Genomic DNA, 14,967 nt, shown 5'->3' on the forward strand with positions numbered 1-14,967 from the left:
TTATTTCTTCAACCTCTTTGTTAAATCTGCCATTTCTAGCCCCACTTTTTTTTGTACAATTTTACCGTAGTAATCCTGCGTAATTTGGATACTAGAATGCCCTAAAAGTTCACTCACAACTTCCATTGGTACACCATTAAATAATAAAATAGTAGTAGCAAAGGTTTTCCTAGCGACGTGATGAGTTAGGTTTTTTTCAATTCCTACGATTACAGCAATCTCTTTTAAATATGCATTAATTTTCTGATTACTGTAAGCGGGAAAAATTAACTCGCTATGACCTGAATATTTTGAAATAATATCATTTGCCTTATCTAATATTGGGATAGACAGATTCTTTTCAGTCTTTTCTCTTTTCATTTGAATCCAAAGTTTACCATCAAAATTTCTAATGATATGCTTTTTCTTCAATCCCTTCATTTCTAGATAGGCTAATCCTGTGTAACAGCTAAAAACAAATAGGTCTCTTACTAATTCTAATCTGGGTAATTTGAACTCATAGGTCTCTAGTGCCTCCAATTCTTCAACAGAAAGGTATGTAACTACTTTTCTGACCCTTTTAGGCTTATGGAGAAGGAAAGGGTTATGATTTAACAAACCTTCCGCATATGCCACCTTAACAACTTTTCTAAGTCGTTGTATTGACTTATTTATAGTTACCTGTTTCTGCCCCTTCTTGGTCTTTAAGTAATAATCAAAATCATCTAAAAAGGAAAGTTTTAAATCTTCTAACGGAATATCTCTTTTTTTATATTTTGACCTAACGAAATTTTTAAGGTCATTTCCGACATATTCAAATTTCCTGTAGGTGGATTCCTTTAGCTCCTTACCGATTAAACTTTTAAGTTTCTTCAAATAAGAATTGTAATAAATAATTAAATAAGTCTTATCCTGACCTGGCTTCTTTAAATACTTATTAGCTATGTCCTGCACAGTAAAATTATCCTGCTCTAATTCCAGAGATATATATGCCTTCTGAATTTTACTTCTTATTACTTCTAGATTAGAATTTAATAACGAATCACTTTCAGAAATTTGAAGTTTAGCATTCCATGTATCTGGATTAGTTTTTAATCCTGTGGCAAACTCCTTTCTCTCCTTATTAAATGTGAGTCGACAGTTTAAGGGACAGTCTCCCTTTTTATTCCTTTTGGCTAATTTGATTACAAAAAGAATAGTAAGCTTGGATTGTTTCATACCAATTGATTTTAAGTTAAACAATTGGCATACTTTTCAGATAAAAAAATGGGTCCCTTTTGAAAAAAATGGGTCTCGAATTGTACTCCTAATTTTTCTATTTGGGCTCCTTTTTGGTCCCGAATTTTTCAAATTGAAGTAAAACCCCTTTTTGACTAGATTAGTTACAAACCCTTATTTGTAAAGGAATATAAACGAAAAAAACCAGCCTTTTTCAAGACTGGTTTCTTCTATTTTGCTCCCCCTCTTGGGCTCGAACCAAGGACCCTCTGATTAACAGTCAGATGCTCTAACCAACTGAGCTAAGGAGGAGTGTATTACTCTTTTGCGGTTGCAAATATAAACCAAAATTTAAATCACCACAAAACAAAATATAACTTTTTTCAGGTATTTTTTTCAGACCTGAATTACTATTCAAATAACCAGCGATATACGTCGTTCCCATTGGCATAAAGCACCAGGGCAATCAATATAAAGAAGCCTATCATTTGAGCGATTTCCATGAATTTATCATTGGGCTTTCTACCCGTCACCATCTCGTACAGCAAAAATACCACGTGCCCTCCATCTAAAGCCGGGATGGGAAGGATATTCATAAAGGCCAGTATAATTGAGATCAAGGCGGTGGTGTACCAGAAGCCCTGCCAGTTCCAGGTGTCTGGAAACAAGCCTCCAATGGCTCCAAAGCCACCAAGTTGGCTGGCCCCTTTTGAGGTAAATACATATTTAAATTGATATACGTAATCTCTTAAAGTCCAGTAACCGTAATTAAAGCCTTCTTTTACACTTTCAGCCAAATTATATTTTTGGGTCTTGATGTCAAAATTTGATTGCGGAGTAACCCCGAATTTACCTTCCTCATCGGGAGTGACCATCACACTCTTAATTTCGTTATCACGCTTAAATATAACTTCTATTTCCTTGCCTTTGTTTTCAGAAGCAATAGGAGCCAATTCGTGCCAGTATCCAATTTCCTGTTCATTTATGGAAATAAGACTATCTCCCTTTTTCAATCCGGCTATTCCTGCAGGCTTTTCGGTAAGCACACTATCCAAAATTGGTCTTTGTATCGGGATAAACGGCATCATAATCCCTTCTTCCCACATGCTTTCACCAATATTTTCAGGGATGTTAATAGTCTCCTGCTCCCCGTTTTGATGCAAAACAGTGATAGAGTTCACATCCCGCATAAAAAGATGTTTATTAACATCTATGCTATTCTGGAAATCTTCGCCATTAACCTGTAGAATGCGATCTCCATCCTTAAACCCATATTCTTTAAATTCATCAACAACTGCAAATCCTTCCGGCATTTCTTCGGCTCCAACATAATTCTCCCCCCAAACGAACATTATCATGATAAAGATCAGGAAACCAAGAATCAGGTTCACAGTAACTCCCCCAAGCATAATGATAAGTCGTTGCCAGGCCGGTTTACTTCTAAATTCCCATGGCTCAGGTGGTTTTTCCATCTGTTCTTTGTCCATGCTCTCGTCTATCATTCCTGATATCTTCACATAACCACCCAGTGGTAACCAGCCAATTCCGTAGACGGTACCCCCAATTTTTTTCTTAAAAAGGGCGAATTTCACATCAAAGAACAGGAAGAACTTTTCTACCCTGGTTTTAAATATTTTTGCGGGAATAAAATGCCCCAGTTCGTGCAGCACAATAAGTAAGGACAGGCTCAACAGTAATTGTATTGCCTTAACTAAAAATGGATCCATTCTTTACTCTTCAAATTTTAAATCGCACAAAAGTAACCTTTTAAAAACTCCTAAAAAAGTTAATCTGAAACAGCCATTCATGATTTTCTGAAATTTTAATCAGGACTATGCGACTAATTGACCGCCAGCCATTAATTTTGCATTCAATCCTGTATATATGATCCAGTTTTTTGCCAAATTTAAAACCTTAGCCATTGTCCTGGCTGTACTTTCGGTAATTATCATCTATGCTATTTACACTCTTCTGAAACCGGAGGAGCGCTTGCCTGTCTTTCAACCCGATATGGTAAATGCTGAACTGGTAGACACTACCGTGCAACACATCAGGAAATACCATACTGTTGCAGATTTCAAATTGATAAATCAAAACGGAGATACCATCACCCAGGATTATTATAAAGATAAGATTTATATCGCTGATTTCTTCTTTACTACCTGTCTAACCATATGCCCAATAATGACCGACCATATGGTACAGATTCAGCAGGAGATAAAGGATGACCCGGAAGTTTTATTACTCTCCCACACCGTATTCCCTAAAACCGACTCCGTGCCGGTTTTAAAAAGATACGCCGAAGAAAAAGGGGTGATAGATGAAAAATGGAACCTGGTAACCGGTGATAAAAAACATATCTATGAACTTGCCCGAAAGTCTTATTTGGCGTCAAAAAGCGATGGGGATGGCGGGCCTTATGATATGATACATACCGAAAATTTTGTTTTGGTAGACAAGCAAAAAAGGATTCGCGGATTCTACGATGGCACAGATCCTGAAGCCATTGATGACTTGATGAATGATTTAAAAATCCTAAAAGCCGAATACGCCGACTAAGTTTTTAAGTCTCAAACTTTTCTGCTTATATATTTTGCATTACTTTTGTCTTGTTTAAAATGAATCTAAATAAAGTGAAGCTTACTCTGGCTCAATTAAGATGCGGACAACGCGGGATTATTAAGGACTTTTCCACAGAAGATGTTCCGCTTAAACTTCTGGAAATGGGTTGCCTCCCTGGAAATGAAGTTGAAGTCATCCAAACCGCCCCCTTTATGGACCCCATGTACCTTAATGTAAATGGCAGCCATCTTGCAATTAGAAAAGAGACAGCTTTACATATAGAAATAGAGCTTATCCATTAATATGAGCAAGCAGATCAATGTTGCGTTAATAGGTAATCCCAATACCGGGAAGACTTCAGTCTTTAATCAACTCACTGGCCTAAATCAAAAGGTAGGTAATTATCCGGGGATCACTGTTGAAAAAAAAGAAGGGATTTGCAAATTACCAAGAGGGCTCAAAGCCCATATAATAGATCTTCCAGGCACCTACAGCCTTAATGCTTCATCCCTTGATGAAAATGTAGTTATAGAACTGCTGCTGAATAAGAATGATAAAGATTATCCCGATGTAGCTGTTGTGGTAAGTGATGTGGAAAACCTAAAAAGAAATCTTTTGCTTTTCACGCAGGTGAAAGACCTGGGAATACCTACCATCCTGGTGGTGAATATGGCCGACAGGATGGAGCGAAAAGGAATTTCCCTGGATATTGAACGATTAGAAGAAAAATTACGCACCAAAATAGCTCTTGTAAGCGCAAGAAAAAATACCGGTATTGACGAGCTAAAAGAGTTCATCATAAACTACAAGCATCTTTCTACCGAGCCTTGTGTAAACGCTTCAGTGATTGACCCAGAATATTTTGATGGACTTCGCAGCGCTTATCCCAATCAATCTCTTTACAAGTTGTGGTTGGTGATCACGCAAGATGTTAATTTCGGGAATCTTAATCGCAATGAATTGGCAAAGAGCTCCGGCTTTCAAACCAAACCCGAGAGTGACCTGAAAAGGCTTCAGCAAAAAGAAACCATTTTGCGTTACCAATTTATAAACGGGGTTCTTAAAGAATCGATGAACGTAGATGCAAGGGCAGCCAAAGACTTGCGTTCCAAATTAGATCGCGTGTTAACTCATAAAGTATGGGGTTATGTGATTTTCTTTGCAATCCTGCTTCTCATTTTCCAGGCAATTTATAACTGGTCGAGTTATCCCATGGATATGATAGATGAAGCCTTTGCTCATCTAAGTGAATGGGCCAAAAACACTCTGCCCGACGGGGCTTTCACCAATCTTATCGCCGAAGGAGTAATTCCAGGCCTGGGCGGAATTGTGATCTTTATCCCACAAATTGCCTTTTTATTCCTCTTTATCTCAATTCTGGAAGAAAGCGGATATATGAGTAGGGTGGTATTCCTAATGGACAGGGTAATGAGACGATTTGGCTTAAGTGGAAAAAGCGTTGTTCCCCTGGTATCTGGTACTGCCTGCGCTATTCCTGCAGTAATGGCTACGAGAAACATCGAAAGCTGGAAAGAAAGACTCATCACTATTTTGGTAGTACCTTTTACGACCTGTTCAGCAAGATTGCCGGTTTACCTCATTATTATTGCCCTTGTTATCCCCGATCGTAGTTTCTGGGGTTTTAATCTTCAGGGGTTAACTCTTATGCTGCTTTACCTAATTGGTTTTGGAACAGCAATAGCTTCAGCCTGGATCCTGAACAGAATCCTAAAAATCAAGTCTAAAAGCTATTTCGTAATAGAAATGCCCAACTATAAAATTCCTATGCTAAAGAACGTGGGGATTAATGTTGTGGAAAAAACAAAGTCATTCGTTTTTGGTGCCGGAAAGATCATTTTGGCAATCTCTATTGTACTATGGGTGCTTGCCAGTTATGGCCCCGGCGAAAATTTTGAAAATGCTGAAGAGATTGTAAGTGCTAATTATTCAGAAGGAAACGTAGCGCAGAAAGACCTGGATGAAGAGATCGCTTCTTTTAAACTGCGCAACTCGTATATAGGGATTATGGGAAAAGGCATTGAACCAGTGGTGGCGCCCCTGGGTTACGACTGGAAGATAGGAATTGCTATAATAAGTTCTTTTGCCGCCCGGGAAGTTTTTGTGGGTACTCTTGCGACTATTTATAGTGTTGGCAGTGATGAAGAGGAAACTATTAAAAACCGGATGGCCGCTGAAACCAATCCCATTTTAGGCGGACCGCTGTTTACCTTTGCCAGTGGGATAAGTTTATTACTATTTTATGCCTTTGCAATGCAATGTATGAGTACCCTTGCCATTGTTAAGCGGGAAACCAATACCTGGAAATGGCCCTTATTTCAGCTTGTAGGAATGAGTGCATTTGCCTATATTATTGCATTAGCCGCATTCCAGCTATTAAAATAATTTTATTATGGAACTACTTCAGAATATATTGGTCTTAATAAGCTTCCTTTTTGCTTTGGGATATTTGTTTACCAAACTTATCTGGAAGCCTTCCTTCTTAAGCAAGAAAAAAACCACGAAATCCTGCGGGGTTTCCGGCTGTGGTTGTGATTAATTTATATTTCTTCAGGAACTGAGACTTCAATATAGAGACTGTATTCTGAAGCTGGAATCTTTCCCGAAATATCAGGATAAGGACTTAATCTTAATGCTGAAATATTAAAAATATTTTCACCCAGAATGTCGGAGGGCAGATTTTGATATCCTCCCAGGATAATAATCCGCTCTTCAGGCAATTTTCCGTTTTGAAAAATCTCCACCAAAATTTTAGCCTCCCCTGCCCGGATACAGGTAGCGCCTTTTGGACACCGGGAATCAGAAAGTACTCTTTTAAACCTCAGGCTTTTGTTTTCTAAAGTAAATGTTTGACCAGGAGCCAAAGAGGACGATAAATACTCAGGAATCGGGGTGTCTTGTGAAAACCCAAGGCTGGTCACTAAAAACAGGAAAAGAAAAATTCTCATAAATACAATTTGTATAAAGACGCGAGTCGTTTTTCCTGTTGTTGCAAATATTAACCCAAACCTACATCAAGGGTCATCATCACCATAAACCCAAGGATAAAGCCCATCGTGGCAATATCGGTAAAACGCTCCTGCTGCGACTCGGGAATCACCTCCTCGACCACGACAAAGATCATTGCCCCTGCCGCGAAGGAAAGGGCATAAGGCAGGATAGGTTCAAAAGTCATCACCGCCCAGGCTCCCAGTACTGCCGCAAAAGGTTCTACAATCGCAGATAGCTGCCCATAATTAAAACTTTTCCAACGACTTAATCCCTGTCGCCTTAGAGGCATCGCCACAGCAAATCCTTCAGGGAAGTTCTGGAGCCCAATCCCTATTGCCAGGGCCACCGCCCCTCCAATACTCGCTCCTTCAAAACCCATGGCGGCGGCGCCAAAAAGAACTCCTACAGCCAAACCTTCCGGAATGTTGTGCAGCGTAATCGCCAAAGTAAGCAGGGTAGATTTATGCCAGGGCGTTTTAATTCCTTCCTTTTCACTCATTTGAAAGTTAACGTGTAGGTGAGGAAGGATTTTGTCTAATCCGAAAAGAAAAAGGGCCCCCAAACCAAAACCAACAAGCGGCGGAACGGTTTTTTCAAAACCTTCCCCGGGACTCATTTCTATACCCGGCGCAAGTAAACTCCAGAAACTTGCCGCAACCATTACTCCCCCGGTAAAGCCAAGCATTCCATCAAAAAATTTACGGTTCATTCCTTTGAACAAGAAAACCAGGGAAGCCCCCAAAGCGGTTAAGAGCCACGTGAATAAAGTGGCTAAAAAAGCTGCTAATACCGGATCAATACTTTCAAAATAGTTTACTATATTTTCCATACTCACATTTTAATATACAGGTTCCCGGAGATAACTTGGGAAACCCTAAGTTCTTCTCCTTCAATATCTATCAACATAGAATTATCAAAATCTTCTATATCTTTTACTTTTATCGATTTACCAAGCGCAATTTTATTTTTATCGAGATACCTAAGAAAATTGGCAGAGGTATCTTTTACTCCTATACAAATTCCTGCCTGGCCTTCGTCCAGTTCTGAGAGCAGTAGTTTATTGGAAACCGAAAAATTTCCTTCAGCGTCCGGAATAGGATCCCCATGGGGATCACGTTTTGGAAAACCCAGAAATTTATCCAGTTCACGAGTTAGCTTTTTAGATTTTATATGCTCCAGTTGCTCTGCAACATCATGCACTTCATCCCAGTTAAAATTTAATTTCTCAACCAGGAAAAACTCCCAAAGCCTATGTTTACGAACTACTTCAATGGCAGTAACCCTACCTTTTTCACTAAGTGTCACGCCCTGGTACTTTTTGTAAATCACCAGTTGCTTGTCTGATAGTTTCCTGATCATATCGGTTACGGAAGAAGCTTTGGTCTCCATCTCTTCGGCCAGGGCATTGGTGCTTACCCCGCGCTTGTAAAGCTGTTCCAGATGGAAAATAGCCTTAAGATAATTCTCTTCAGAAAAACTAAACATATATGATTTTTAAATAAACAAAAATACATTTTTTATTTGATCTTATCAATATTTTAGACTAGTCTAAATATTTTAATTAGTTTTGCCTAAAAAACATGAGATCTATAATAATTATTCTACTCATTTTCTGCGGAAATATATCTTCTGCTCAAACTATTAGTGGTAAAGTAGAAAACAAATCTGGGAAAGCGGTTCCCTTTGCCAATATCTATCTCGAGGGTTCAGGAAGCGGTACCACTACCGGAATTGATGGGAAATATATTTTGAAAAAAATCGAGAAGAAGACCTCCCAAATTGTGGTAAGTGCTATGGGTTACAAAACCTATAAAAAGAAAATTTCAATTATAGAAGATCAAATTATCAATGTAATTCTGGAAAAATCGAAAGATCAGCTGGATGAAGTTCTTATTGTTGACACTCAAACCGGTTTAACCCGGAAAACACCTTATAATGTTTCTACTATTAGCATGCAAGGAATAGAAAACAAGGGGAATCCCAACGGAATGATGGGTAGCCTTAGAGAACTCCCAGGCCTTTACGGCGCCGAATTCGGACAGGGAATTATAAAGCCATTCATACGCGGACTCGGTTTTTCCCGCATCGTCACTATTTACCAGGGCAACAAACTGGAAAATCATCAATGGGGTGCCGATCATGGCCTGGGAATTAATGATCTTGGTGTAAAACGCGTGGAAGTTGTTAAAGGTCCGGCTTCGGTATTATATGGATCAGGTGCACTGGGAGGAGTATTGCTGGTAAAGGATGAAGATAATTATCTGGGTTCAGAAAAAATTACGGGAAGCATTGGGAGCACCTATAATAGTGTTTCCCGGGGAATTAGAACTTATGCATCAGCTGGAAGGTCTTTTAAAAATGACCTGTTCTTTGCTGTGGACATGGCAATTGAGAACCATGCAGATTACCAGAATGGGGATCAAAGAATTATTGGCAACAGCAGGTTTAATTCAAAAAGCCTTAGATTGCATTCCGGGGTGAAAAAAGAGAATTTTAAGAATAAAGTGTCTTTCACCTATAATGACCAGAACCTTGGGATCATCCATGACATGGAGATGTTAGCTTCCGAAAGTCTTGCTACAACCCCGAATGATCGCAAAATGCGATTGCCATTTCAGGAAGTTACCGATTACCTTGTATCCTATAATCAGGAAACAAAAAATGACCAGTTTGAGACATCTTTACACCTTTCCCATCACTTTAATGAACGCCGGGAAATTGAAACAGCAAAGGAGCTTACCGACCTCGGATTAAAACAAAACCATACTTTCTTTAATGCCCGGTTGAGTCTGCCTGATGGAAAAATGAAACACAGTTTTGGAGTTCAGGCTAGTTTTGTGAAAACGAGAAATTTTGAGAATTCTGAAGATTTTCTAATCCCGGACGCCCGTGTTTTTGAAAGTGGAATATACTATCTCGCCAGTACTTCTTTAGATTCCTGGTATATCCAGGGTGCTTTGCGATATGATTACCGCCAGGTAACTGCCGATGCCAGTGCAGCATACCTTATAGCCGATGATTTCATCTTACCCGGCAATCCTGAAAACCGCATGCTTAAAAGACAATTTAGCGGACTCACGGGCTCGCTTGGAACAACAAAAACTTTTAACAACCAAGAGCAACTTAAGCTAAACTTTTCAACCGGGTTTCGTGCTCCGGACCTGGCCGAACTTTTTTCGAATGGTCCCCATCCCGGAACTAACAGGTTTGAAAAAGGAAATGATTCTTTTGGGCGAGAGCAGAGCTACCAGGTAGATGCAACTTATTCCTACAGAAAAAATAGGTTCCAGGCTGATGTCTCTGTCTTCGGAAGTCTGGTAGAAAACTACATTTTCTTTACAGCCTCTATAGAGCAGCCCCCAGGAAATAATCAGGAGCTATGGAGTTATCGTCAAACCAACACAGGTTTCTACGGCCTGGAATTCAATGTAAAATATAACTGGTTTAAACAAAACCGTCTCGAGACCTCGATTTCAGGAGCATTTGTAAGAGCCAGAGACCTGGATGCCCATGAGCCTCTTAGTTTTATCCCTCCCGATAATTTCAATCTTAAGCTTACCTATTATGCGCTTCCAAATAAAAGTATGAGCATTTTCTCGAGACTTAGAATTATCAAAGATCAGAATAAGGTGGGTGTAACCGAAGAAAAAACTCCGGGTTATAGCCTTTTGAATTTTGGTGCGAATAAAAAATTCAGTTTCGGAAATAATTCTCTGGATGCAGGTTTTACCATCCATAATGCTTTAGATAAAACCTACGTAGACCATATGTCTTTGCTAAGGGCTTTTAATGTTAGCAGTCCTGGAAGAAATATTATGCTGAATTTAAAATATAACTTTTAAACTTACATTCCGCGTTCCTTCTGGATTTGTTCGTAGGCTTCCTGTACTTTATTAAATTTTTCCTGCGCTCCTTTCCGGTAAGCTTCGTCCATATGCCCCAGCTTATCCGGGTGATATTTTTTAACCATATGACGGTAAGCCTTCTTTACCTCATCATTACTGGCTGACTTTTCAATCTCGAGGATTTTATAGGCATTATCGGCCGATTTGAAGAACATGGCCTTCAGACTTTCAAAATCCATTCTACTTATTCGCAGAAAACCTGCAATATCCTGGATAGCACGGGCTTCGGCTTCACTCACCCGACCATCGGCCTGGGCTATTCCGAAGAGAAAATGAATGATTTGCAAGCGAGCCGGATATTTGGTTCTGGCTGCGAGATATTGCGAAATGCGCGAGGCAGAGATCTCCCTGTCTTTAATAAGATCATTAAAAGTTCTAAAGGTGGCGTTAGCATGCTCCTTTCCATAGGCCTGTACAAAATAAGACCGCACATAGTCGAGTTCCTTCTGGGTTACATTACCGTCGGCTTTTATCACTATGGAACATAGCGAAAGCAGATTGAGTTCAAAATCCCCGGGAGAGACCTTTTTTTCCTGCTGGCTGAACATTCTCCCCATTCCAGGTCCAGAGCGTGTCCAGTTATCTATTACCGATCCAATTATAAATCCCAGGATTGCACCCCCAAAGCGGAAATACATATAACCCAATACAGCAAGTACCCATTTAAACATCAAGCTAATTTTAAGTAAGCGGCAAAGATACTATTTTACCAAAGTTTAACACAACGCCAACCTATCGAATGTAATTGACACAACCTATTCAACCATAATAAATTGAGATAGGTTCAGCTTAAGTTAATTTGGTATATTTGCGATCCTTATAAATTATAAAACAAAAACAAATTATATATGTATCCAGCAGAATTAGTAAAACCAATGCGCGAAGATTTGACCAGCATAGGTTTTGAAGAATTGCACAGCGTAGAAGATGTAGATGCCGCAATGAAAAAAGAAGGAACTACCCTGGTGGTGGTAAATTCCGTTTGTGGCTGTGCCGCTGCAAATGCCCGTCCCGGGGCAAGGCTTTCGCTACAAAACGCGAAAAAACCGGATAACCTTTATACTGTTTTCGCCGGAGTAGATAAAGAAGCTACTACCCAGGCCCGCGATTATATGCTACCTTTTCCTCCTTCTTCGCCATCTATGGCACTTTACAAGGATGGAGAATTGGTTCATATGCTGGAGCGTCACCATATTGAAGGACGCCCTGCAGAAATGATCGCAGAAAATCTTATTGCTGCCTACAACGAATTTTGTTAATAGACAGTAAGCTAAAAAAAGGCCGTTTGCGATGCAGGCGGCCTTTTTTCGTTTTATATTTATGCTGAAATCATTTTAATATGAAAGCGCTAATTGTATTTTTTTTCATCTTTCTTTTTGTCTCGGGCTGTGAAAGCACCGAGAATTCACAGCAGGTTGATCGGGAAGAACTTGATCGTAAACTTGAAGAGATAAAAGATCTTATCGCCGGAGAATCCTGTGATGAAGCAAACACCTGCGATTATATAGCCGTTGGAAGCAAGGCTTGTGGTGGTCCAAAAACTTATTTGGCATTCTCTTCCTCAATAGACAGGCAAAAACTGGAAGAATTAGTTGAAAATTACAATAAAGCTGAAGACGATTATAACCTAAAATACGGGATTGAATCAGATTGCATGGTCCTCACGCCCCCGGAAAAAGTAGAATGCATTAATGAAAAATGTGAAGCCTTTTAGAATTTGCAGCTTTAGTACTGAAATATGTACTTTAGCCCCATAATTTTTGAGATGAAAAAAATACTTTCTTACCCATTATCGGTACTGTTTTATATCTTCTTTTTTTTAACCTTGCTGGTTTTTCATCCTATACAGTATATAAGTCTGAAACTTGGAGGGTATCAGCCGCATAAAAAAAGTGTAGATATTTTTAATCTGTTCCTTATTCGATGCCTTAACATTCTGGGTACACGTTTTACGTTTTCAAATCCATATGATATTCCCACAGATAAGCCCTGCATAATTGTAGCAAATCATCAGGGAATGTATGATATACCTCCTATAATATGGTATATGCGAAAGCATCATGCGAAATTTGTGAGCAAAAAGGAATTGGGCCATGGCATACCGAGTATTTCATTCAATTTAAGACACGGTGGTTCAGTATTGATTGATCGTAAAAACAAACGGGAAGCTATGGTAAAAATGGCAAAATTCGCCGATTATCTAAACCAGACGAAACATTCTGCAGTGATCTTTCCCGAAGGTACCCGAAGCCGCACAGGGGAACCAAAAAAGTTCGCAGTGAGCGGCCTTCAGTTATTGTTTAAAAAAATGCCTGATGCGCTTATCATTCCTATTACCATCAATAATTCATGGAAATTATTTAAACATGGCAATTTCCCTATGGAACCCGGCGTACATATCACTTTAAAGGTCCATGAACCTATTCCTGCAAATTCAGACGAGCCTGAGAGCCTGGTAGCAAAAGTGGAGCGAACCATCATCGCCGATATTAAATAGGAACAGATGATTCCCAGAAACCTCCTTAGATGAACAGATCAGAAGTAATAAAGAACACCCTGGAATTTGTAAAAAAAACACTTGCCAATGCCGAGGGAGGCCACGATTGGTTTCATATACAAAGAGTATACAACAATGCCAAACTAATCGCCAAGGGAGAAAAAGCCGATTTATTTATAGTTGAACTCGGCGCCCTTTTACACGATATCGCCGACTATAAATTTCACAATGGCGATGAAAGTAGAGGTCCACAGCTGGCATCTGAATTTCTGAATACACAAAAAGTTTCCGAAGAGGAGGTAGCCCATGTCATAAAGATCATCGAGAATGTTTCATTTAAAGGCGGGAAAGAAAAGAAAAACTTTTATTCAACGGAATTAAAAATTGTTCAGGATGCCGATAGACTTGACGCTTTAGGAGCAATTGGAATTGCCCGCACTTTCAATTATGGAGGCTTTAAAGGCCGTGCTTTGTATGACCCGGAAATAGAACCAAACCTGAATATGACAAAAGAGGAGTACAAGGCCTCAACTGCCCCAACTATAAATCATTTCTACGAAAAATTACTCCTACTTAAAGATCTGATGAACACCGAAACCGGCCGGAAAATCGCTGAAGAACGCCACAGGTTTATGGAGAGTTATCTCCAACAGTTCTACAGTGAGTGGGATGGTCTCGCTTAAAATAATTTCATTTGACCATCCTTAAAGCTTTCATGTAACTTACAGTTCAGCTTAATTCTTTCTTTATTTGAAAAATACTTCCTTCTTGCCAATTTAAACTGCTGTGCAACCTGGCTGGCAAATTCTCCTTCTCCTTTCATTCGTGTCCCAAAACGGCTATCATTGAGCTTTCCACCATGTATACTCTCGATTTGATTTAGTACCTTATTGGCTCTATCGGGCATGGTTTTTTTAATCCAATCGGTGAAAATCCCGGCTATAGCACCGTTCAAGCGAACTATGGTGTATCCCAGGCTCAAAGCTCCTCTTTCCGAAATCTCCCGGGCCAAAGGCATAATTTCATGGGAATTTATTGCAGGAATTATGGGAGCCATCATCACATTAACCGGAATATTTGCTGCGGAGAGTTTTTCTATAGTTTCCAGTCGTTTTTTGATACTTGCCGTACGAGGCTCCAAAATTCTACGGGTTTCTTCAGAAAGAGAAGTTACCGAAAGAGTAAGGCTTACCAGGTTATCTTCTGCAAGCTCACGAAGGAGATCTATATCCCTTTGTACCAAAGCGTTTTTAGTGATGATTCCTACCGGATGTTTATACTTTAGAAAAGTTTCCAGCAACTGTCGGGTGATTTTAAGTTTCTTTTCAATAGGCTGATAACAATCAGTATTCCCTGAAAGAATAATGGGTTTAGCCTCCCATTTTCTGCTCCTGAGTTTCTTTTCGAGTAATTCTACCGCATTTTTTTTAACCAGGATCTTTCTTTCAAAATCAAGCCCGGCACTGTAACCCCAGTATTCATGTGAATTCCTGGCATAACAGTAAACGCAACCATGCTCACAACCCTGATAAGGATTAAGAGAATATTCCATCCCAACATCGGGACTGGTTACCTTGTTCACAATAGTTTTCGGAAAAGTATCAATTAAAACAGTATGGTTATTCTGTAACTCATCCCCTTCTGTGGCACAGTAATTCCGAAAATCATCCCGAAATTCGTGCTGCTGCGCCTCGAACTTATTGGAAACATTTAGTTGCGCTCCCCTTCCTTTAATAAAACTTTCATTTTTGGACATATTACAAAATTATGGAATATATCCAGTTAAGAAAATCGAAG

At 39.5% G+C, this 14,967-nt stretch carries 15 protein-coding genes and 1 tRNA gene; 8 read left to right on the forward strand and 8 right to left on the reverse strand.

Annotated features, from left to right (window positions below; genetic code table 11):
* The 3 genes from VIM94_RS03285 to rseP form a co-directional block, all read right to left on the reverse strand.
* A complete protein-coding gene (locus VIM94_RS03285; protein ID WP_332037866.1) occupies positions 1-1,197 on the reverse strand; it encodes a site-specific integrase in 1,197 nt (398 codons plus the stop codon).
* 238 nt (positions 1,198-1,435) lie between these two features.
* A tRNA-Asn gene (locus tag VIM94_RS03290) sits at positions 1,436-1,509 on the reverse strand.
* Between the two features lie 98 nt (positions 1,510-1,607).
* Complete coding sequence (gene rseP, locus VIM94_RS03295) at positions 1,608-2,924, reverse strand: RIP metalloprotease RseP (RefSeq protein WP_332037867.1); 1,317 nt, start codon at positions 2,922-2,924, stop codon at positions 1,608-1,610.
* A gap of 157 nt (positions 2,925-3,081) precedes the next feature.
* Between rseP and VIM94_RS03300 the strand changes: the two genes are divergently transcribed.
* From VIM94_RS03300 to feoB, 3 genes are all read left to right on the forward strand, one after another.
* On the forward strand, positions 3,082-3,756 hold the full coding sequence (locus tag VIM94_RS03300; RefSeq protein ID WP_332037868.1) for an SCO family protein: 675 nt from the start codon (positions 3,082-3,084) through the stop codon (positions 3,754-3,756).
* A 74-nt stretch (positions 3,757-3,830) separates the two neighbouring features.
* Positions 3,831-4,061: a FeoA family protein gene (locus tag VIM94_RS03305; RefSeq protein WP_332037921.1), complete on the forward strand. Its 231-nt coding sequence runs from the start codon at positions 3,831-3,833 to the stop codon at positions 4,059-4,061.
* A 1-nt stretch (position 4,062) separates the two neighbouring features.
* Positions 4,063-6,162, forward strand: a complete 2,100-nt coding sequence (feoB, locus tag VIM94_RS03310) for a ferrous iron transport protein B (RefSeq protein WP_332037869.1) — start codon at positions 4,063-4,065, stop codon at positions 6,160-6,162.
* Between the two features lie 155 nt (positions 6,163-6,317).
* On the opposite strand, the gene VIM94_RS03315 is transcribed toward feoB, so the two are convergent.
* From VIM94_RS03315 to VIM94_RS03325, 3 genes are read right to left on the reverse strand one after another with little or no spacing between them, the layout of a single operon-like run.
* The gene (locus VIM94_RS03315) at positions 6,318-6,725 is read right to left on the reverse strand and encodes a hypothetical protein (protein ID WP_332037870.1); all 408 of its coding nucleotides are present in this window, start codon (positions 6,723-6,725) and stop codon (positions 6,318-6,320) included.
* 50 nt (positions 6,726-6,775) lie between these two features.
* Positions 6,776-7,597 carry a ZIP family metal transporter gene (locus VIM94_RS03320; RefSeq protein WP_332037871.1) on the reverse strand — a complete coding sequence of 274 codons (822 nt, stop codon included), beginning with the start codon at positions 7,595-7,597 and terminating at the stop codon, positions 6,776-6,778.
* Between the two features lie 2 nt (positions 7,598-7,599).
* Complete coding sequence (locus VIM94_RS03325; RefSeq protein ID WP_332037872.1) at positions 7,600-8,253, reverse strand: metal-dependent transcriptional regulator; 654 nt, start codon at positions 8,251-8,253, stop codon at positions 7,600-7,602.
* Between the two features lie 95 nt (positions 8,254-8,348).
* Here VIM94_RS03325 and VIM94_RS03330 point away from each other — a divergent pair, with 95 nt between their 5' ends.
* A complete protein-coding gene (locus VIM94_RS03330; RefSeq protein ID WP_332037873.1) occupies positions 8,349-10,610 on the forward strand; it encodes a TonB-dependent receptor in 2,262 nt (753 codons plus the stop codon).
* Positions 10,611-10,612: 2 nt separating this feature from the next.
* On the opposite strand, the gene VIM94_RS03335 is transcribed toward VIM94_RS03330, so the two are convergent.
* Positions 10,613-11,344, reverse strand: coding sequence for a TerB family tellurite resistance protein (locus VIM94_RS03335; protein ID WP_332037874.1), 732 nt, complete (start codon positions 11,342-11,344; stop codon positions 10,613-10,615).
* Positions 11,345-11,521: 177 nt separating this feature from the next.
* On the opposite strand from VIM94_RS03335, the gene VIM94_RS03340 reads away from it, so the two are divergent.
* The 4 genes from VIM94_RS03340 to VIM94_RS03355 all read left to right on the forward strand — a co-directional run bounded on the left by VIM94_RS03340 (position 11,522) and on the right by VIM94_RS03355 (position 13,853).
* Positions 11,522-11,932, forward strand: a complete 411-nt coding sequence (locus VIM94_RS03340) for a BrxA/BrxB family bacilliredoxin (RefSeq protein ID WP_081207996.1) — start codon at positions 11,522-11,524, stop codon at positions 11,930-11,932.
* Between the two features lie 80 nt (positions 11,933-12,012).
* Positions 12,013-12,387: a hypothetical protein gene (locus tag VIM94_RS03345; RefSeq protein ID WP_332037875.1), complete on the forward strand. Its 375-nt coding sequence runs from the start codon at positions 12,013-12,015 to the stop codon at positions 12,385-12,387.
* A gap of 51 nt (positions 12,388-12,438) precedes the next feature.
* Positions 12,439-13,170, forward strand: coding sequence for a lysophospholipid acyltransferase family protein (locus VIM94_RS03350; protein WP_332037876.1), 732 nt, complete (start codon positions 12,439-12,441; stop codon positions 13,168-13,170).
* A 29-nt stretch (positions 13,171-13,199) separates the two neighbouring features.
* Complete coding sequence (locus VIM94_RS03355; protein ID WP_332037877.1) at positions 13,200-13,853, forward strand: HD domain-containing protein; 654 nt, start codon at positions 13,200-13,202, stop codon at positions 13,851-13,853.
* Here VIM94_RS03355 and VIM94_RS03360 read toward each other — a convergent pair.
* Complete coding sequence (locus VIM94_RS03360) at positions 13,850-14,926, reverse strand: PA0069 family radical SAM protein (RefSeq protein ID WP_332037878.1); 1,077 nt, start codon at positions 14,924-14,926, stop codon at positions 13,850-13,852. The genes VIM94_RS03355 and VIM94_RS03360 overlap by 4 nt on opposite strands.
* Positions 14,927-14,967 lie beyond the last annotated feature (41 nt).

It is taken from the genome of Salegentibacter sp., from assembly GCF_036568425.1.
In the GTDB taxonomy this organism is placed as follows: Bacteria; Bacteroidota; Bacteroidia; order Flavobacteriales; family Flavobacteriaceae; genus Salegentibacter.